This is a genomic window from Pedobacter sp. AC212 (assembly GCF_979258625.1).
Window position 1 is genome coordinate 3,338,287 of record NZ_OZ409870.1, and the last position, 22,298, is coordinate 3,360,584.

2 protein-coding genes are annotated in these 22,298 nt (G+C 43.4%); both read right to left on the bottom strand.

Going from position 1 to position 22,298, the window contains the following annotated elements; genetic code table 11:
• Nucleotides 1-13 precede the first annotated feature (13 nt).
• Nucleotides 14-988, bottom strand: coding sequence for a PorP/SprF family type IX secretion system membrane protein (locus tag ACZZZC_RS14405; protein ID WP_463487472.1), 975 nt, complete (start codon nt 986-988; stop codon nt 14-16).
• Nucleotides 989-1,045: 57 nt separating this feature from the next.
• Nucleotides 1,046-21,787 (bottom strand): tandem-95 repeat protein, encoded by a 20,742-nt coding sequence (locus ACZZZC_RS14410; RefSeq protein WP_463487473.1) that lies wholly within the window; start codon nt 21,785-21,787, stop codon nt 1,046-1,048.
• Nucleotides 21,788-22,298: the final 511 nt, after the last annotated feature.

Consider the following 22,298-nt stretch of genomic DNA (forward strand, 5'->3'; position numbering starts at 1 on the left):
CGCTGTTAATTTATTAGAAAACCCTTGGTGTCGCCATTCTGATATTTGGCCTGATGAAGGAATAGGAAATCGAAATTTCGTGTGTGCCGCCGCTGTACCCCTGCAACGGACCGATCGAGAAATCGTACCCATAGCCAATTCTCAGCTTTTCGGTCGGAAAAATCTGAATCGCGGCCACTGCCGAGTTTCTGGGTGTAAGGTCTCTCTGAAGGTAGCTTTTATCGTAAAGCTTTACCCCCGTCCGGTAAGATCCCCCAACCCACAAAAATTGTTTGATCATCAAAAAAGCATTGACATCCAGACTTGTCGGTCCGCCCCTGTCATCCTTCAACAGGAAGGAGGGCTTGACCTGGAAATCTTCATTTATGGGAAACAGAGCCCCTGCAGTCAGGTAGTAATGGGGTTTTGGCTGAGGGATGAAGGCGTAACGATCAATGTTGATGTAGGTGGCAATCAGATTATCCACCGAGAAGCCGGCATAATATCTGTCATTCGCAAAATAAACCCCTGCCCTGGCATCCGGAACAATGGTGCTCTGTACGCCGACCGGCTGAAAAGGTTCTGGATCGTTGGGATTCAGCATCGAACCATCAATGCCCAGTTGGGCCATTCCAACACCTAAACCCAAAGCCAACCGCGAACTTCCGTCATCGTTTAACCGGATCCGGTAAGCGTAATTGCCATAAACGGCCAGATTGGTCTGTGCACCCAGTTTATCGCTCGATACCTGAAGCGCCAGGCCCACGTTGCCGCTGTTTGCAATCGCATCTACGGCGAGCGACATGCTTTTGGGTGCGCCGGTGATCCCCGTCCACTGACTGCGGTAAAAACTGTGCACATTCAAGACCTCTTTGTAACCCGCATAGGCCGGATTGATGTAGATGCCGTTGAACATGTACTGACTGTACTGTGCATCTTGCTGGGCAACAACCGGTCCTGCAAAAAACAGGATGGAGCACCCGAATAACAATAATAATTTCTTCATCATCTTAATATCTTAAGGGGAAATCAGGTTTGAACTCCTGATTTCCCTAAGCTTCATGTGTTAGTTTTTAAATGCCCTGATCAAAGTAATGTAGCCCTTGAACACTTCAAATTCATCGCTTCCTGCTTTTTTAACACGGAGCAGATAGTAATAGGTGCCCTCGTTCAGCCCCTCACCTGTCCAGTTGTTCTGGTAGCCTTTGGCCCTGAAAACTTCATTGCCCCAACGGTTAACGATCTGTAATTCGTTGGATTGGTATTGGTTCAATCCCCTGATCTCGAACACATCGTTTATGCCATCGCCATTCGGCGTAAACAGGTTTGGCACTTTGATGCCGATGAAATTGGCCGTAAGTGTTACCGATGCCACGTTGGTATAATAGCCGAAGGCATCTTTAACGCGGTAAGTGAACACATCTTCGCCGGTAAAGCCTGCATTTGGTGTGTAGGTTACCGTTCCATCGGCGTTTACCACCACTTTACCATTTTTGGGCTGAGTTACAATTTCAACCGATAATTTATCAAAGGCCGAGTTGCCCGGATCATCGTTCGCCAGTACACTGATCACCACCGGAGCATTTGCACTAGTAGTCCCCAGATCATCAACCGCTGTTGGCGATTTAGGGAAACTGATGACTGTTGCAGTGTTATTGGTTTCCGCTGTTCCCGATACATCGCTTACATTTATGCCGTTCAGCGATTTTGCGTTCACCGTAGCGGTATTGCTCACCGTACCCAGGTCTTTATCGGCCTGCGTTAAGGTGTAAACCGCTACATCTGAAACTGTTGCCCCCGGAATTAAACCGCCCGCAACTGTGATTGCTTTACCTGCGATTCCCAGTTTGGCATCAGTCAGAGTGATCGTGTTCAAAGTAACCGGACCGGTATTTTTGATGGTAAAGGTGTAGGTTACCTTATTTCCGCTGAAAGCTGCTGTTTTGACCAGTGCAATCGATGGATTAACGCTAAAGCTTGTTACCGTAGGCGTATCATTGCTTTCTGTAGTTCCGGAAATATCGCTTACCGAAAGGTTGGCAGGCGTTCTGGCGCTTACGGTTGCAGAGTTGGTTACGCTTCCGGCATCTTTATCAGCCTGTGTCAGCTGATAGGTAACGCTTTCGGTAGCTGTTGCCCCCGGAGCGAGATTGCCCGATAAGGTCCTGTTCAACCCAAGTTTTGCATCCACCAAAGTGATCACATGCAAGGTTACGTTTCCTGTATTTTTGATACTGAAATTATAGCTGATGCTATTGCCGTCTGCACTCACCACACCTGTTTTCACCAATGTAATGGTCGATGCCGGAGCGATAACAGTAACCGTTGCATCATCCACCTCTGGTGTAGCCGGGTTATCAGATTTTGATTTAGTTACGGCATTTCCGTTCGGATCATTTGCCGTAACGCTCGCCTGGTTGCTAAACGATCCGTTGTTAACATCTGAAAGCGTAACGGTATGGCGGGCGGTAACGGTTGCACTGGCGCCCGGACTCAGGTTGGCAATACCTGCAGGAGTTATCGAACCCACATCAGCACCTGCATCTACAACAGTGATATTGGTTAAATTAACATTGCCCGTATTGGTTACCACGATGTTATAGTTGATCACATCACCGGCTTTGCTTACCGCATTGGTTGCCTGTTTTGTTAAACCGATTGACGGAGCGGCAACAAGCGTTACGTTTACCGGAACTGTTACCACAGCTGTACCGCCCTTGCCATCGCTTACGGTAATGGAGAAGGAATCATTTCCTACATAACCAGGTTTTGGTGTGTAGATATACGTTCCATCTGCGTTAACGGTAACAGTACCGTTTGCTGGCGCAGTACTCAGCGTAAATGTTAGGGTATCGCCATCTACATCACTTGCCGTAACAACACCGGTTTTAGGTGTATTTTGTGGCGTAGCAATGGCCGGTGAAGTGGCTACCGGAACATCATTGACCGGGGTTACCGTTACACTGATGGTTACCGTTGTTGTTCCACCTTTGCCATCGCTTACTGTTACCACAAAACTGTCCGTTCCGTTGAAGTTGGCGTTTGGCGTATAAGTGTAGGTGCCGTCTGGTCTCAACACTACCGTTCCGTTTGTTGGAGCTGTTGTTGTGGTGAACGTCAATGCATCGCCATCGGCATCAGTTGCCGTGATTTTTCCGTTAACCGGAACATCTTCAGCTGTGGTGATTGCCGGAGCGGTAGCCACCGGAGCAACATTGGTTTGGGCAACGTTTACATTGACCGTTACCGTTGCTGTTCCGCCTTTGCCATCACTAACCACTACTGTGAAACTGTCCGTTCCACTGTAATTGTTGTTAGGTGTATAGGTAAATGTTCCATTAGGATTTACCACAACAGTACCATTTGCCGGAGGTGTTCCTGCTGTGAAGGTCAACGGATCGCCGTCAACATCAGTAGCGGTAACCTGACCGCTTACCGGCGTATTTTTATTGGTGCCAACGGTTACCGGAGTAGCCGCTACCGGAACATCATTGACCGGAGTGATTGTTACATTGATGGTTACCGTCGTGGTTCCGCCTTTGCCATCGCTTACTGTTACCGTGAAACTGTCCGTTCCGTTGAAGTTGGCGTTTGGCGTATAAGTGTAGGTGCCGTCTGTATTAACCACAACCGTTCCGTTTGTTGGAGGTGTTGTCGTGGTGAAAGTCAATGCATCGCCGTCCGCATCGCTTGCCGTGATCGTTCCGTTCACCGGAACATCTTCAGCTGTGGTGATTGCCGGAGCAGTTGCTAACGGCGCATCGTTCACCGGAGTTATTGTTACATTGATGGTTACCGTTGCAGTTCCGCCTTTACCATCGCTTACTGTTACCACAAAACTGTCCGTTCCGTTGAAGTTCGGGTTTGGTGTATAGGTATAGGTTCCATCTGGTCTTACCACTACCGTTCCGTTGACTGGAGGCGTGGTCGTAGTGAACGTTAAGCCATCTCCATCCACATCGCTTGCCGTGATCGTTCCGTTTACCGGAACATCTTCAGCTGTGGTTACCGCTGGCGAAGTTGCTGTTGGTGCATCGTTCACAGGGGTTACCGTTACGTTGATGGTCACCGTTGTGGTTCCACCCTTACCATCGCTCACTGTTACAACAAAACTGTCCGTTCCGTTGTAGTTTGCGTTTGGCGTATAGGTGTAGGTTCCATCAGGTCTCAACACTACCGTTCCGTTTGTTGGAGGTATAGCCGTAGTAAACGTCAATGGATCGCCATCGGCATCGCTTGCCGTGATGGTTCCGTTCACAGGAACATCTTCTGCTGTGGTGATTGCCGGAGCAGTAGCTGTTGGTGCATCGTTCACCGGATTTACCGTTACGTTGATGGTCACCGTTGTGGTTCCGCCTTTGCCATCGCTTATTGCTACAACAAAGCTATCGCTTCCGTTGAAGTTGGCATTTGGCGTGTAAGTGTAGGTTCCGTCTGTATTGACCACTACCGTTCCGTTTGTTGGAGCTGTTGTTGTGGTGTACGTTAATGGATCACCGTCTATGTCAGTTGCCGTGACCGTTCCGTTCACCGGAACATCTTCAGCTGTGGTTACCGCTGGCGAAGTGACTGTTGGCGCATCGTTCACCGGAGTTATCGTTACATTGATGGTTACCGTTGTTGTTCCACCCTTGCCATCGCTCACTGTTACAACAAAACTGTCTGTTCCGTTGAAGTTGGCGTTTGGCGTGTATGTGTAGGTTCCATCACTGTTCACTGTTACTGTTCCATTTGTTGGAGCTGTTGTTGTGGTGAAGGTCAATGCATCGCTATCCACATCGCTTGTCGTGATCGCTCCGTTCACCGGAACATCTTCAGCTGTGGTGATTGCTGGTGCAGTCGCTACCGGAGCATCATTCACAGGAGTTACCGTTACGACGATGGTTACCGTTATAGTTCCGCCTTTACCATCGCTTACCGTTACTGTGAAACTGTCGGTTCCGTTGAAGTTCGCGTTTGGCGTATAGGTGTAGCTTCCATCAGGTCTCAAAACTACCGTTCCGTTTGTTGGAGGTGTAGTCGTGGTGAAAGTCAATGCATCGCCGTCCGCATCGCTTGCCGTGATCGTTCCGTTCACCGGAACATCTTCAGCTGTGGTGATTGCCGGAGCAGTTGCTAACGGCGCATCGTTCACCGGAGTTATTGTTACATTGATGGTTACCGTTGTTGTTCCACCTTTGCCATCGCTTACTGTTACCACAAAACTGTCCGTTCCGTTGAAGTTTGCGTTTGGCGTATAGGTGTAGGTTCCATCTGGTCTTACCACTACCGTTCCGTTTGTTGGAGGTGTAGTCGTGGTGAAGGTCAATGCATCACCGTCCGCATCGCTTGCCGTGATCGTTCCGTTCACCGGAACATCTTCAGCTGTGGTGATTGCCGGAGCAGTTGCTAACGGCGCATCGTTCACCGAAGTTATTGTTACATTGATGGTTACCGTTGCAGTTCCGCCTTTACCATCGCTTACTGTTACCACAAAGCTATCGCTTCCGTTGAAGTTCGCGTTTGGCGTGTAAGTGTAGGTTCCATCAGGTCTCAACACTACCGTTCCATTTGTTGGAGCTGTAGTGGTAGTGAAAGTCAATGCATCGCCATCGGCATCGCTTGCCGTGATCGTTCCGTTCACCGGAGTATCTTCTGCTGTTGTGATTGCCGGAGCAGTGGCTGTTGGCGCATCATTGACCGGAGTTATTGTTACATTGATGGTTACCGTTGTTGTTCCTCCTTTGCCATCAATTACTGTTACCACAAAACTGTCTGTTCCGTTGAAGTTCGCGTTTGGTGTATAGGTGTAGGTTCCATCTGTATTGACTAAGACCGTTCCGTTGGCTGGAGGTGTAGTCGTAGTAAACGTCAATGCATCGCCATCCACATCGCTTGCAGTGATCGTTCCGTTAACCGGAACATCTTCTGCTGTGGTGATTGCCGGAGCAGTGGCTGTTGGCGCATCATTGACCGGAGTTACCGTTACGTTGATGGTTACCGTTGTTGTTCCGCCCTTGCCATCGCTTATTGTTACCACGAAACTGTCGGTTCCGTTAAAGTTCGCGTTTGGTGTATAGGTGTATGTTCCGTCTGGTCTCAAAACTACCGTTCCGTTTGTTGGAGGTGTCGTCGTGGTGAACGTTAATGGATCGCCATCCACATCACTGGCTGTAATCGTTCCGTTCACCGGAATATCTTCTGCCGTGGTTACTGCAGGAGAAGTTGCAACCGGAATATCATTGACAGCTGTTACCGTTACGTTGATGGTGACCGTGGTCGTTCCACCTTTGCCATCGCTAACAGTTACAACAAAACTGTCGGTTCCGTTATAGTCTGCATTTGGTGTGTAAGTGTAAGTTCCATCAGGTCTTACCACACCTGTTCCGTTTGTCGGAGGTGTTGTTGTGGTGTAAGTCAATGGATCGCCATCCGCATCGCTTGCCGTGATCGTTCCGTTAACCGGAACATCTTCAGCTGTGGTGATTGCAGGAGCAGTGGCCACCGGTGCATCGTTCACAGGAGTTACCGTTACATTGATGGTAACCGTGGTTGTTCCACCTTTGCCATCGCTTACTGTTACCACAAAACTGTCCGTTCCGTTGAAGTTGGCGTTTGGTGTATAGGTGTAGGTTCCGTCTGTATTGACCACTACCGTTCCGTTTATTGGAGGTGTAGTCGTAGTAAACGTCAATGGATCGCCATCTACATCGCCTGCAGTGATTGTTCCGTTAACCGCAACATCTTCAGCTGTGGTGATTGCTGGAGCAGTGGCCACCGGCGCATCGTTCACAGGAGTTACCGTTACGTTGATGGTTACCGTGGTTGTTCCACCTTTACCATCACTCACTGTCACAACAAAACTGTCCGTTCCGTTGTAGTTTGCGTTTGGTGTATAGGTGTAGGTTCCATCTGGTCTCAAAACTACCGTTCCGTTTGTTGGAGGCGTAGTTGTGGTGAACGTTAACGGATCGCCATCCGCATCGCTTGCCGTGATCGTTACGTTAACCGGAACATCTTCAGCTGTGGTGATTGCCGGAGCAGTTGCTAACGGCGCATCGTTCACCGGAGTTATTGTTACATTGATGGTTACCGTTGTTGTTCCACCTTTGCCATCGCTTACTGTTACCACAAAACTGTCCGTTCCGTTGAAGTTTGCGTTTGGCGTATAGGTGTAGGTTCCATCTGGTCTTACCACTACCGTTCCGTTTGTTGGAGGTGTAGTCGTGGTGAAGGTCAATGCATCACCGTCCGCATCGCTTGCCGTGATCGTTCCGTTCACCGGAACATCTTCAGCTGTGGTGATTGCCGGAGCAGTTGCTAACGGCGCATCGTTCACCGAAGTTATTGTTACATTGATGGTTACCGTTGCAGTTCCGCCTTTACCATCGCTTACTGTTACCACAAAGCTATCGCTTCCGTTGAAGTTCGCGTTTGGCGTGTAAGTGTAGGTTCCATCAGGTCTCAACACTACCGTTCCATTTGTTGGAGCTGTAGTGGTAGTGAAAGTTAAAGCATCGCCATCGGCATCGCTTGCCGTGATCGTTCCGTTCACCGGAGTATCTTCTGCTGTTGTGATTGCCGGAGCAGTGGCTGTTGGCGCATCATTGACCGGAGTTATTGTTACATTGATGGTTACCGTTGTTGTTCCTCCTTTGCCATCAATTACTGTTACCACAAAACTGTCTGTTCCGTTGAAGTTCGCGTTTGGTGTATAGGTGTAGGTTCCATCTGTATTGACTAAGACCGTTCCGTTGGCTGGAGGTGTAGTCGTAGTAAACGTCAATGCATCGCCATCCACATCGCTTGCAGTGATCGTTCCGTTAACCGGAACATCTTCTGCTGTGGTGATTGCCGGAGCAGTGGCTGTTGGCGCATCATTGACCGGAGTTACCGTTACGTTGATGGTTACCGTTGTTGTTCCGCCCTTGCCATCGCTTATTGTTACCACGAAACTGTCGGTTCCGTTAAAGTTCGCGTTTGGTGTATAGGTGTATGTTCCGTCTGGTCTCAAAACTACCGTTCCGTTTGTTGGAGCTGTGGTCGTAGTAAACGTTAATGGATCGCCATCCACATCGCTTGCAGTGATCGTTCCGTTCACAGGTACATCTTCAGCTGTATTGATTGCCGGAGCAGTGGCCACCGGCGCATCGTTCACAGGGTTTACCGTTACGTTGATGGTCACCGTGGTTGATCCACCTTTGTCATCGCTTACTGTTACAACAAAACTGTCGGTTCCGTTGAAGTTCGCATTTGGCGTATAGGTGTATGTTCCGTCTGGTCTCAACACTACCGTTCCGTTTGTTGGAGGTGTGGTCGTAGTAAACGTCAAGGCATCACTATCCACATCGCTTGCCGTTATCGTTCCGTTCACCGGAACATCTTCAGCTGTAGTTACCGCTGGCGACGTAGCTGTTGGCGCATCATTGACCGGAGTTACCGTTATACTGATGGTTACCGTTGTTGTTCCTCCTTTGCCATCGCTCACCGTTACAACAAAACTATCCGTTCCGTTAAAGTTGGCGTTTGGCGTATAGGTGTAGGTTCCGTCTGTATTGACCACTACCGTTCCGTTTGTTGGAGGTGTAGTGATGGTGAAAGTTAAAGCATCTCCATCCACATCGCTTGCCGTGATCGTTCCGTTCACCGGAACATCTTCAGCTGTGGTGATTGCCGGAGCTGTGGCCACCGGCGCATCATTAACCGGGGTTACATTTACCGGGATAGTAACTGTTGTACTACCACCGTTACCATCACTTACCGTAACTGTGAAACTATCCAGACCATTATAATTAGCAGCCGGCGTGTAAGTATATGTTCCGTTTGCATTTACAATTACCGTTCCGTGTAATGGAGCCGTAGTTACCGTATAAAGTGGTGTATCTCCATCAACATCAGTTGAAGTAATTACGCCGGTTTTAGGGGTGTCTTCACTCACAATAATTGAAGGTGAACTTGCTACAGGAGCATCATTTACAGGTGTTACCGTAATTAAAGTAGTTACATTTACAGTTCCACCGTTGCCATCGCTAACTCTGGTTACAAAACTATCCGTGCCGTTGTAATTAGCATTTGGTGTATAAACATAAGTACCATTTGCATTAAGCACTACAGTTCCCTTTGTTGGTAATGTAGTAACCGTAAATGTTAACGGGTCGCCATCAGCATCTGTAGCGGTAATTGTTCCATTTTTTGGCATGTCTTCAAGCGTTGATACGGCAGGAGAATTAACAACAGGAACATCGTTAACAGAAGTTATTGTAATTGGGATAGTTACGGTTGTTGTTCCTCCTTTGCCATCAGAAACCGTTGCAGTGAAACTATCACTGCCATTATAATTTGCATTTGGTGTATAAGTATAGGTACCATCCTGATTAGCAACTACAATACCATTTGTTGGTGGTGTGGTAATTGTAATCGTTAATGCATCTCCATCAGCATCTGAGACAGTAATTAATCCAGTTTTAGCAGTATCCTCTGCAGTATTAATTGCTGGCGATGTGGCTATAGGAACATCGTTTACTGGTGTTACGGTAACTGGAATATTTACAGTTGCAGTACCCCCATTACCATCATTTACAGTGATGGTGAAACTATCAGAACCATTGTAATTTGTATTTGGTGTGTAGCTATAAGTTCCATCTGTGTTTACCACAACGGTACCATTTGTTGGTACTGTGGTTAAAGTATAAGTAAGCAGATTTCCTTCCACATCACTTGCTGTAACCACACCATTTTTAGGGGTATCTTCTGCAGTTGAAATTGAAGGTGAACTAGCAACAGGCGGATCATTAACAGGTGTTACGGTGATAGTAACAGTAATTACAATTGCCCCACCTTTACCATCACTAACAGTTACTGTAAAGCTATCTGGACCATTGTAATTTGCATTCGGTGTATAAGTATAATTTCCATTCTGATTTAATAAAATAGTTCCGTTAGTTGGAGGTGTTGTTAAACTGAATGCTAATGGGTCGCCATCTGCATCAGCAGCATTAATTAATCCATTTTGTGGGGTATCTTCTAATGTGGTGATAGAGATTGGTATCGCAGAAGCCGTTGGTGCATCGTTTACCGAAGCAATGTTTATAGATAACGAAGCCGTCGCCGTAGCTCCATTTGTATCGCTTACGGTATAAGAAATAATCGGAACCGCACCAAAGTAATTGGCGGCAGGTATAAAGGTGAAACTACCATCTGCTAAAATGCTAATTGTTCCGACAGCTACGCCGCCCTGACCAGTAATGGTAATTGGATTGGAGCCTACGGCTTGTACACCAGCCATACCAGCAATGGTAAAGCCAGTTACGTTAAATGCATCTCCATCAATATCGAAATCATTTGCCAATAATCCATTGGCAGAATTTCTGGTTACAGTCTCATCTTCGTTAATGTTAACTGCATCATTGGTTGCTGTAGGGGCATCATTTACGGGAGTTACGGTAAATATTAAAGTAGCCGACGCCGTTCCACCATTACCATCGCTAATATTGTAGGTAATTGTTGGTGTAGTTCCGTTGTAGTTTTGAGCAGGAGTAAAGTTATAACTACCATCTGCACTAATATTAACGAAACCTACATTCGGAATTTCAAATGGTGCATCTACAGGCTGTGTTCCGGCAATACCAGCTACAGTAAAACCGGTAATTGTTAAAGTTTGTCCTTCTACATCTGTATCATTGGCTAACAACCCATTATTTGCAGTTTTTGTAACACTACCATCTTCCAACAATGTCGCTGTATCATCTGCGGCAACTGGCGCATCATTAATTGCATTTATAGTTAAAGTAAGTGTTGCTGTAGCTGTTAATGTTCCATCGCTTAGCGTGTAAACAATAACCGGAACGGTACCACTGTAATTTGCTAATGGTGCAAAAACATAACTTCCGTTTGCATTGATCGTGATGTTACCCACATTCGGAATTAAAAATGGCGTGCCAATAGTAGGTGTACCTGCTATACCAGAAACTGAATATGCTGTAATGGTTTTTGTTGGTCCATCTATGTCTGAATCATTTGCAACCAATCCGTTTACTTCATCTACCGTTAACGTAGCATCCTCATCCACATTACCGCTATCGTTAGTAGCAACTGGCGCATCATTTACAGCAGTTACGTTGATGGTTAAAGTACCCAGGTTAGTTGAGTTTGGTTGTGCTTGACCATCACTAACCGTATAAGTAATTACCGGAACTGAACCATTATAGTTCGCAACAGGCGTAAATGAATAACTTCCATCGCCACTAATATTAATTGTACCTATGTCTGGAATATTAAATGGTGTTGCTAAAGTTGGTGTTCCAGTTCCTGGATTACCGGCAATGGTATAGCCTGTTATAGCAAGTGAATTACCATCAACATCGCTATCGTTAGCTAAAAGTCCGTTTGCAGCAGTTTTAACAATACCCGTTGCATCTTCGGAAATATTCTCAATCTCGTTATTAACTAAAGGTTGATCGTTAACTGGAGTGATGCTGATGTTTACATTTGCGTCAACCACAGCATATAATGAACCGTCAGAGCCGTTCCATTTAAAGCTTGTAGAACCATTGAAATTAGCATTAGGTTCAAATGTAATGTTAGCTAAATTTGCAGCACTAATGATTTGATTTGAAGTAATGAGTACTCCACTCAACTTCAATGTTCCGTTTGCTGGTAAAGTAATTACTTTAATTTCAGCTAATGGATTAGGATCTACATCACTAAATTGAGCAGTAAAATCTGCCGCTGCAAAAGTGATCACTACATCCTCTAAACCAGATTTAGCTAAATCAGTTACTATCGGAGCATCATTAACTGCGTTAATTGTAATATTTAAAGTTCCGGTTGCTGTCGCATTTCCAGCTCCGCTTTGATCACTTACTGTGTATGTTATTGTTGGTACAGTTCCATTTTTGTTGGCATCTGGCACGAAGGTATAATTGCCATTTTGGTTGATGGTAATTACTCCAAAATTAGGAATGGCAAAGGTTCCAGGTGTTCCTGTTACTGGAATTGTATTTCCATTTACTACGAAACTGGTAATAATCAAAGTCGTTCCAGCATCAACATCACTATCGTTAGCTAATAAGTTTTTAGAAATGCCTTGAGCATCTTCATCTATTGTTTCTGTTTCGTTAACAACAATTGGCGTATCGTTTATAGGGGTAACTGTAATTTTTAAAGTTGCAGCTGTTTCTGCTGCAGTTGCCGAAGCGTTTCTTAGCAATGGATTATCTACCATAGTATAAGTGATGGTAGGTACAATTCCATTAAAGTTAAGTACTGGTGTGAAAGTATAACTTCCATCAGCATTTATTACAATTTGACCAACATTTGGAATGGTTGCGGTGTTACCTGGCAAATAAACTGTCGGACTACCATCAATACTAAAGTTTTCAACTGAAATTGGGTCACCGTCTGGGTCAGTATCTGGCGTACCATCCGTTCTTACATTTCCAGTTGCAACTACATCTTCATTTGTAGATTTTGTATCGTTTGTCGCAATTGGCGCCCGATTATCTATTGAAACAGAAATAGATAAGGTTGCTGTAGCTGATAATGAACCATCGGTTACTGTGTAGGTAATTAATGGAACGGCACCGCTGTAACCTGGCAAAGCCATAAACATCAAGCTACCGTTTACATTGATGGTAATGGTTCCTACACCCGGAATCACAACCGCGTTTCCTGGAATTTGAGTACCTGCAATACCTGCAATAGTATAACCGCTAATGGTCAATGCTTGTCCGTCTACATCAATATCATTTGATAACAAACCTGGTGTTGCAATAGTTAATTGTTCACCTTGCTTAATACTGGCCACATCATTACCTGCAATTGGTGCATCATTTACCGGTGTGATGGTAATGTTTACGTTCGCATCTATATCTGCATAAGTTGTCCCATCAAATCCATTCCATTTAAACGTGGTGCTTCCATTAAAGTTGGCAGCTGGCACAAAGGTGATATTTGCTAAATCGGCAAGTGTTATTTCTTGGTTTACCGTAATGTTAACACCCGATAATTTTAATTCGCCATTGGCTGGTAAACTAACAATCTTAATTTTTGTAATTGCATTACCTTCAGCATCTGAATATTTACTTGTAAAATCTGTTGCAGCAAAGCTGATGGTTGCATCTTCTGCTCCTGTTTTAGGTACATCAGAAACAAGTGGTGGGTCATTAACAGGAGTAACTGTAATTGTCAAGGTTGCTATTGCTGTTCCGCCACTATCATCACTTACAGTATAGGTAATTACAGGTATTGCACCATTAAAGTTAGCAACCGGTGCAAAAGTGTAACTGCCATCTGCATTGATAGTAATATTTCCAACACTCGGAATGGTAAATGCAGAACCAATAGTTGGCGTACCCGTAATACCCGAATAGGTAAAACCAGTAACAGTTAAGGTTGTTCCTGCATCTACATCACTATCGTTTGCTAATAAACCATTAGCTGCTGCTCTGATTAAGGTTGCATCTTCTAAAATAGTGGCTGCATCATTAACTCCAATTGGATTATCATTAACTGGTGTAATAGATAAGGTAAGTGTAGCGGTAGTTGATATTGTACCGTCACTTACAGTATAATTTATGATTGGTACTGGCCCGTTATAATTTAACAATGGAGTGAAAGTGTAACCTCCATCAGCCGAAATATTAATTATACCTACCCCTGGAATATTTACAGGGGCAGCAATGTTTTGAGTTCCGGAGATCCCTGCAATTGTATAGCCCGTTATAGTTAATGCATTTCCATCAGGATCTGTATCATTTGATAATAAGCCTGTAGTTGGCGATGCCGTAACAGTTAAGGTTGCATCTTCAGCAATAGAATTTGTATCATTAAGCGCAACCGGAGCGTCATTTACTGGAATTATGGTAATTGTTAATGTTGCTGTTGCTGTACCTCCATTCCCGTCACTTATCGTGTAAGTTATCACAGGTACTGCACCACTATAATTCGCTAACGGTGTAAATACATAACTTCCATTTGCATTAATGGTTATCGAGCCAACACTTGAAATAGAGAAAAGTGAACCAATTGCTGGCGTACCCACTATTCCAGAATAAGTAAATCCAGTAACGGTTAAAGTTGTTCCTGCATCAACATCACTATCGTTTGATAGCAAACCTGCACCAGATGCGGCATTTAACACGTTATCTTCCACAACTGTGGCAACATCATTTGCTGCAACTGGTAAATCATTCACCGGGTTGATGGTTATGCTTACATTATCTGTTGCAAGGGCATAAGTTGTTCCATCAAAGCCATTCCATCTAAATGTTGCTGTACCATTATAGTTAGGGTCTGGCACAAAAGTGATGTTAGCTAAAGCAGCCAAATCTATCTCTTGACCAGCAGTAATGTTAACCCCACTCAATTTTAGCAAGCCATTCGCTGGCAAGATTACCACCTGAATTTTAGTTAAGGTATTTCCATCAACATCTGTAAAACTGTTGGTAAAATCTGTAGCTGTAAAACCAATGGTCGTATCTTCATCTCCAGATTTTGCTATACTTGTTACTATTGGCGGATCATTTACAGGTGTAACCGTAATGTTTACGTTTACAGGGGTAGCATAACCGGTTCCATCATTTGCATTCCACCTAAAAGAAGTGCTACCATTAAAGTTGCTACCTGGTACAAATACCAAATTCGGAATATCAGCAGCTTGTATCTCTTGTCCGGCAGTAACCAAAGCTCCGTTTGATAGCAAAACCCCTTGAGTGGTTGACGGCAAATTGCTAATCTGTATTTTACTTAAAGCATCCCCCTCTGGATCTGAATAATTATTAGTAAAATCGTTTAAGGTGAAGGCAATTTGAACATCTTCTGCAGTAGTTTTACTAATTGGAGAAATTGTAGGCAAATCGTTAACAGATGTTAAAACGATGTTTACATTGTTATTGGTTGCTGCATAGTCAGTTCCGTCATTTCCGTTCCATTTAAAGGTAACCGGACCATTGTAATTAGCAAAAGGCTCAAACGTAAGCTGAGCTAAATTTGCTATTGGGATTTCTTGATTTACCGTTACCGCAACACCATTCAGTTTTAAGATACCCTGAGTATTTGGAGGCAATGTTTCAACTCTAATTTTTGTTAAAGCATCCCCATCTGCATCGGTAAATTGACTAGTGAAATCCGCAGCTGAGAAGGTTAAAATCACATCCTCCGCTCCTGTTTTTCCTACCACACCAATAACTGGTTTGTCATTTACTGCAGCTATCGCGATGGTGATATTTGCTGGTGAGGCAGCATAATCTACCCCATCACTTCCGTTATAACTAAATGATAAATTGCTATTGAAATTAGCTGTTGGCACAAAGGTGATTAGCGCTAAATCGGCAACTGATATTTCCTGATTAGCGGTAACATCTACACCATTTAATTTTAATAAACCTTGAGCTGGAGTTGGTAAAGTGATGATTCTAACTTTAGCCAAAGTACCATCTACATCTGTGAATTGATTGGTAAAATCTGCAGCTGCAAATGGAACCGTCGTATCTTCTGTTCCTGTTTTATTTATATCTGCAACTACTGGAATATCGTTAACTGCCTGAATATTTAATATTGTTGTTTTGGTATCTGTTAAAGGTGCACCACCTGTATTGCCCAAATCATTTATCAACGTAGTTAAAGTAACGTTTCCGTTTAGGTTGGCAAACGGGGTAAATGTTACTTTATTGGCAGCAACAAAGGCATTAATATTTGCAATGGACCCAGTAATGGTAACCAACCTTGTCCCTGAACCTCCAATTGTAATACCACTTTCACTAGTTGCTGCAAAAATACCCTGATTTGCAGGAACGCTTAGTGTAGCCGTTACTGAATTATTACCAGCATCACGATCTATAAAACTAATACCTGTAATTGTTTTCGGCGTATCTTCTGTTAACACAGTATTGGCTGGCACAGTTGCTACCGGAGGGATGTTATAGTCCTCTCTCCAATCTCTTTCTGCTGTAGCAGGTGTATCTAAATTAGGAAATGAAGATGGCGTTTGTCCATTAGTTGGATTAAAAGCAGCATCGTTGTTATCAAAGTTATTGTCTAGGCCATCTTTATCTGCATCAGCACCTGCTGCAATAACATTTGCTACACCATCATTGTCTGTATCGTATGCTTCTATCGTGTCGCTATCTCCGTCATTATCAGCATCTAGATCTAAATAGTCGGGTTGATCTGCACCGTCCGTATTTACCGGAGTTAAGCCACTTGTAGCTTCATAAGCATTGTCCAACCCATCGCCATCTGAATCAATCCCGGTTGGGGCGATATAGTTTGCAGTAGATTGCGCTTCAATGTTGTCAGGAATACCATCTCCATCAGAATCCAGATCCAGGAAGTTAGGGATTCCATCTCCATCCAGGTCACCAGCACCTTCAACAGCATCCAAAATTCCATCATTATCAGAATCAATATCTAAATAATTTGGAATACCATCACCATCGGCATCTTTCACCGTCATTGGTGTTCCCGATGGATCACCTGTTAAGCTACCCGTATTGTTATTATAATCATCAACCAGATCGTTGATTCCATCGCTATCAAAATCATTGGTAAAACCGATTCCAGCTTTTCCATCACCATCTGGATCTGGTCCGCCATTTTCTATTACATCAGTAATACCATCATTGTCAGAATCCAGGTCTAAGAAATCTGGAGTTCCATCACCATCTTTATCTCTCGGTGTATAACCGCCATTTGCAGCTAAAGGAATTCCGTTTGCATCAACCTTGTTCCCAACTAAGCCAATACCTGGCAAACCATTATTATCTGGGTCAGAACCGCCAGCTTCAAGTACATCCGGAATACCATCACCATCAGAATCAAGATCATGATAATTTGGCAAACCATCTCTACCGCCTGTATCCAATATACCGTCTACTGTATCTAAAATCCCGTCATTATCATCATCTAAATCTACTCCATCAGGCACGCCATCTTTATCATAATCTGTTGATGCCCTCCAATCTTTTTCACCGCCTGGAACTTGCGTATTTGGCATACTGGCAGGTGTTTGACCGCCATTTGTAGCATACCTGGTTACATTCGAATTCCCGTTATCATTATCATAAATATCTGCCAAACCATCATTATCTGCATCTGGCAAAACATCCATTATCCCATCTGAGCCATTTGCACCGGTTTGGTTGTTTTTTACGTCAACTTCTAGCGGACTCACTACTGCATTTTCCAACCAATCTCTAAACCCATCATTCTCCGCATCAGTATCTACATAATCCGGCGCACTACCTCCATCAATATTTGAATAACCGGAAGCAACACCTCCATTGTTGATGTCGTACGCATTATCTATCCCATCACCATCTGTATCGATACCTGTTGGTGCAACATACACCGTAGTAGGTAAACCTTCAATATTATCAATGATACCATCATTATCCGCATCGATATCCAAATAGTTAGAAAAGCCATCAAAATCGCGATCCTGATTAAACAAACTGCTAATTGCAACAAAATCTGGATCGTTTAAATCTGATAAACCATCTCCATCAGCATCTACTATCGGTCCAGTTCCAATGATACCATCGTTATCACCGTCTACAATGTAGAAAGCGGCTTCGTAATTATCAGGAATACCATCTGCGTCGGAATCAAGATCTAAATAATTAGGTTTTCCATCTTTATCTTTATCCTGAATTACTAATGCCGTTCCGCCTGCTGCCGGATCTAATGAATCCAGCAAGCCATTGCCATTCACATCTACAAAGGTTCCGATTCCAAACCTACCATCTTTATTAGGGTCATTTGCAGGATTTCCGTTAGATTCAATCGCATCAACAATGCCGTCATTATCAGAATCAACATCTAAATAATTTGGAATGCCATCACCATCTTTGTCAATATTACCTTCAACGATATCTGTTATACCATCGTTATCATCGTCCAAGTCAATTGTATCCGGCACACCATCTCGGTCTGAATCTATGGTCAAATTAATAGCGGTGGAATTAACTGCTGCACAAGCATTATCAGATTGTGTGATAGCCGCCCTGTACTTGTAACCTTCCATCGTTTGATCAACTTTGGTGATGGTTAGCGAGGTAGTTGTAGCGCCACTATAAATTGCATTATTTGCGATATTAGTAAAGTTTGCGCCATTATCTGTACTTACTTGCCATTGAATTTGGCGTGTACCAGAACCACCAGTTGCTGCTACCGTAATGGTAAGATTGCTTAAAGCCCTTACATTCTGGTTAACCGGTTGCGTAGTAATTGTACTTGCCGTACCCACTGTAATTACAACAGGAGTTGTAGTTGGAGATTGGCAAGTTACTGCCCCTACCGTAGAAACTGTAGTTCTGCGGTATTGGGTGGTTTGAGTTAAAACACCTGGTGAATAGGTTGCTAAGTTTGCCCCAGAAATAACTGTCCAACTTGTTCCGTTCAAAGAACTTTCCCAGATATAAGCTATTGTTCCGCCACCAGTTCCGTTAGCTGTAGAAGTAATTGGAGCGGCAGTAGTATTAGCACAAATAGTTTGATTAGCGGCAATTGTTCCTGCAGTTACTACGCTTTGTACAGTAACATCAATGTTGAAAGCAGTACCAGAACAGTTATCTAAAACTGGCGTTACCACATATCTTACCACAGCATTGGCTGATGAAGAGTTAGTTAATGTTTGACTGATTGGTGCAGAAACCGAAGTGGTTTGATTACTAAAACCTGTAACCCCTGTTCCACTTAATATACTAGCTGTCCAAGTATATTTAAGATTGGCATTTGATGTTGTTGGTGTAACCGAGAACGAACTGCTACTACAGATAGCAGCTGGATTAACCGCAGACGCTATAATTGTTGGTCCAACGGTAACAGTAATTGTAAACGCATTTCCAGCACAAAGTCCATTTGTTGGCGTTACCGTATAAATTAAAGTTGCAGTGGTAGTTCCTGTATTTGTTAACGTCTGACTAACCGATGTTGCTGCCGTTCCACTGGTTGCGCCAGTAACGGTTCCGCCAGAAATTGAAGGTCCCGACCAAGTATAAGTTGTTCCTGCAGGTGCCTCAACTGGTTGAAAATTGAAAGTGCCACTCACACACAAATTATAAGTTTGATTAGAGATAGCTGGTCTTTGTGTAACACTAACCGTAAATGGTGAAGATGCAGCTTCAACACAACCGCCACCTGTGACAATTGCCCTGTAGGTTGTAGTTACATTTAGATTGGTATAATTTAAAGTTGCTGTTGTATTTGCAGGGGTATAAGTAATCCAAGTTGTACCTCCATCTGTAGAATATTCCCATCTCACTACCGATGCGGTTGTTCCACTCAAAAGTAAAGTACCATTACTTCCACTACAAACACTTGCCGTACCAGTGATTGTACCAGTTGAGGTGACAACAATAGTATGTGTAGCAGTTTTAGGCGAACATCCAGCAGCAGAAGCGGTTACGATTGCAGTTCCTGAGAACAATGAAGAAAACGTTACTTCTCCAGTTGTGGCATCAATTACAGCTTGCTGACTTGTAGTGTTAATACTATAAGTTATCCCCGTTGAGTTAGTCGCAGTGGCCGAGTAAGTTTGAGTTCCTGCGCCTTGGCATCTGTTAGAAGCCAATCCTGCTGCAAATACCGGCGTTGCCACTATCCCATTTACTTGAATTGTTCCAGAAGCGGATACGTTAGGACTTCCACCTGTTGAAGTAACAACATAACCTTTTGGACCGGTTGTAGTAGCAGTTGGTGTACCAGAAATGGTTAGCACCTTGGTTGTACCGTTATAACTTGCAGTAACTCCAGCAGGTAAACCCGTTACATTCGCTCCAGTTGCTGTACCTCCAATTGCATAAGTAATATTGGTTATGGCAGTATTAATACAAACTGTTTGCGCATCACTAGGTGGTGTGGTAGATGAGGTTAGTGAAATTGAAGTAATAGGAACTACGGTTACAGTGCTTACATCATTGGCAGTATTTGGATCTGATTGAGAACCCGTGATTGTAGCAGTATTTGTGTAATTACCTGATGAATTTACTTTTGCAGTAATTACTAAGGTAGCTGATCCATTTGGCCCCAAAGACCCGATATTCCATATCCCATTTGTGCCACTATATGAAGTACCTGTTGAGGCAACACTGCTAATAAAAGTATAACCTGACGGCAATAAATCGGTAGCCGAAACACCTAACGCAGTACCTACACCAGTATTTGAGGCTGTTAAAGTAAAACGAACGGTACCATTTATTGGCGGATTTGGATCATCAACTGTTTTGGTAATACTTCTATCTACGTTACAAAGCGCAATTGTAATAGGCACAGATTGTGCAGATATTCCACAACCTAAATTTGTTGTTAATGAATAAGAACCAGATTCTGTAGGCGAAAATGTACGGTTAGTTGCACCTGCTATAGGAAGACCATTTAAGAACCATTGATAAGGCCCAACAGCTGTAGGATCAGCAGAAAGTGTTGCACTAGCGCAGCTACCTTGTGTTAAAATTGGTTTAATTGATTGTTCTGGTAATGGTGTGATAAAACTCGACATCGAGTAACCTGATCCACTTTGAACCAATACGGCATTTACCCTCGAACCACTTGTAAAAGTTAGAGACGCAGGTGAACCTAGATTTGTATTGGTAAAGTCGATTAAGTAAATACCCGTACTACCTAATTGTCTCCTAACTCCTACTCCCGCAACTGATTCTAGATCTACATTGGTATAATTTGTAGTCGCACTTCCTGTAGTAGTTAATAATATTTTGTCTGTCGCACTTTTGGTGGTGATGTAGCCAAAATATGGCAGATCTGATCCATCATTATGTCGAAATTTATATGTTTTAGCTATCAAACTTCCTCCGCAACTGGCAATTGGGGCCAAGGTTAACATATCAACCTCGCAGTTATTTGCCGTACCAGAATAAGCAACTACATTTTTTGTAGCAGAAATTTTTGAGGCAGAATACTGTACTCCAACCTGGTTAGAGCCATTAGCAGTAGCTCCAGGAATACCATTGGCAAAAGTGACAAAACTACCTGCGGCAACTAGTGTATAACTATTTGTTGAGGCTAAAGTTCCGTTTAGATTATAATTGGTAACGGTAACTGTTGTATTTGGCAATGTGGCAACCACAGTAGTTTGTTCTGCTACGTTGTTACCCGCACTTCTAATAACCAGGTATTCGTTACCCAAGGAGTTAACTGGCGGAACAGGGTTATAAACTCCATCGCCACAACCCAGTGGGGTATCAATATGTGCTCCAGAATTCATTACAGCTGCTGCCGAACTTTCTACCAAAGAGCCAATCGCACCTTGAAACAAATAACTCTGACCTGCATTTAAGGTTACTAATGCGGTACCATTTAACCTAACGGTAGTATTATTTTCAAGAGCCATGATACTGTAAATAGGCTTTTGAGTTGAACCATTTAAGTTTCCGTCTCGGTAATACCCTACCCTAAAAGCCGTACCAACAGCTGCATCTCCGAAACTAAATAATGCTGCATTTCCCTTACCATTTGCATCATTAAACTGATCTGACGCCACATTTCTAACATTCACAGAAATAGGATTTGTCCCTTCTACAATCATACCGCGGTCAGAAAGAACAGTGTTCAAACTATTCAGTACCAAGGTGTTTGGATCACCAACAAACCTGTAAACCGCTGGGGAGGTTGGTGTTGGTGTCAGCGTGGTTACAACTGTACCATCACTCTTTTTAACTGTAACAGTCGTATTCGCAACATTTGTTGTAACAATAAGCTCATTCGCTCTTGTCCAGTATTGCCAAGGCGCTGGTGCAATGTAATGTGTTTTGTAAGTTTGAGCGGAAGCTGTACCCAAAAATAACAATAGCGAAAAAACTAGAAAGATGAGCAAACAACTAAAACATTTTACAAACTTCTTCGTTAAATAATTGTTAATACGAGAAGAGTTTTGTGTGAAGCCACACAAAGAGGGTAAATTTTTATTCATACGGGGGACGATAAAGTCTACAACAATTGGGGTGATGTAGTATTTTTTAAGCTTGTCTGTTGGTTAAACGTACATACGTAGGTCTAAACACTATGGTTTTAAAAGACAAACTTTTATTTCCTTAGCTTACAGTTTGGGCATTAGGCCGCGAAGATATTACATTCCTTTGTCAAAATAATGTAACATGTATTTATTTTGTAGTATTAATAATACATAAGTTGGAATGTTTGATCTATGTCATTAAACTTATTCGATTAGACCGATTCAGACGGTGTTTTTGAAACACCAACTTTTAAGAATTATTGATCTAAATCAAATTTTTACTAACAACTGAAGGTTGTAATATTTTTTGACCCACAGTATTAGCCAAAATTTAGTTTAAAATTCCACCGATATAATAGTTTTGATCAATAGT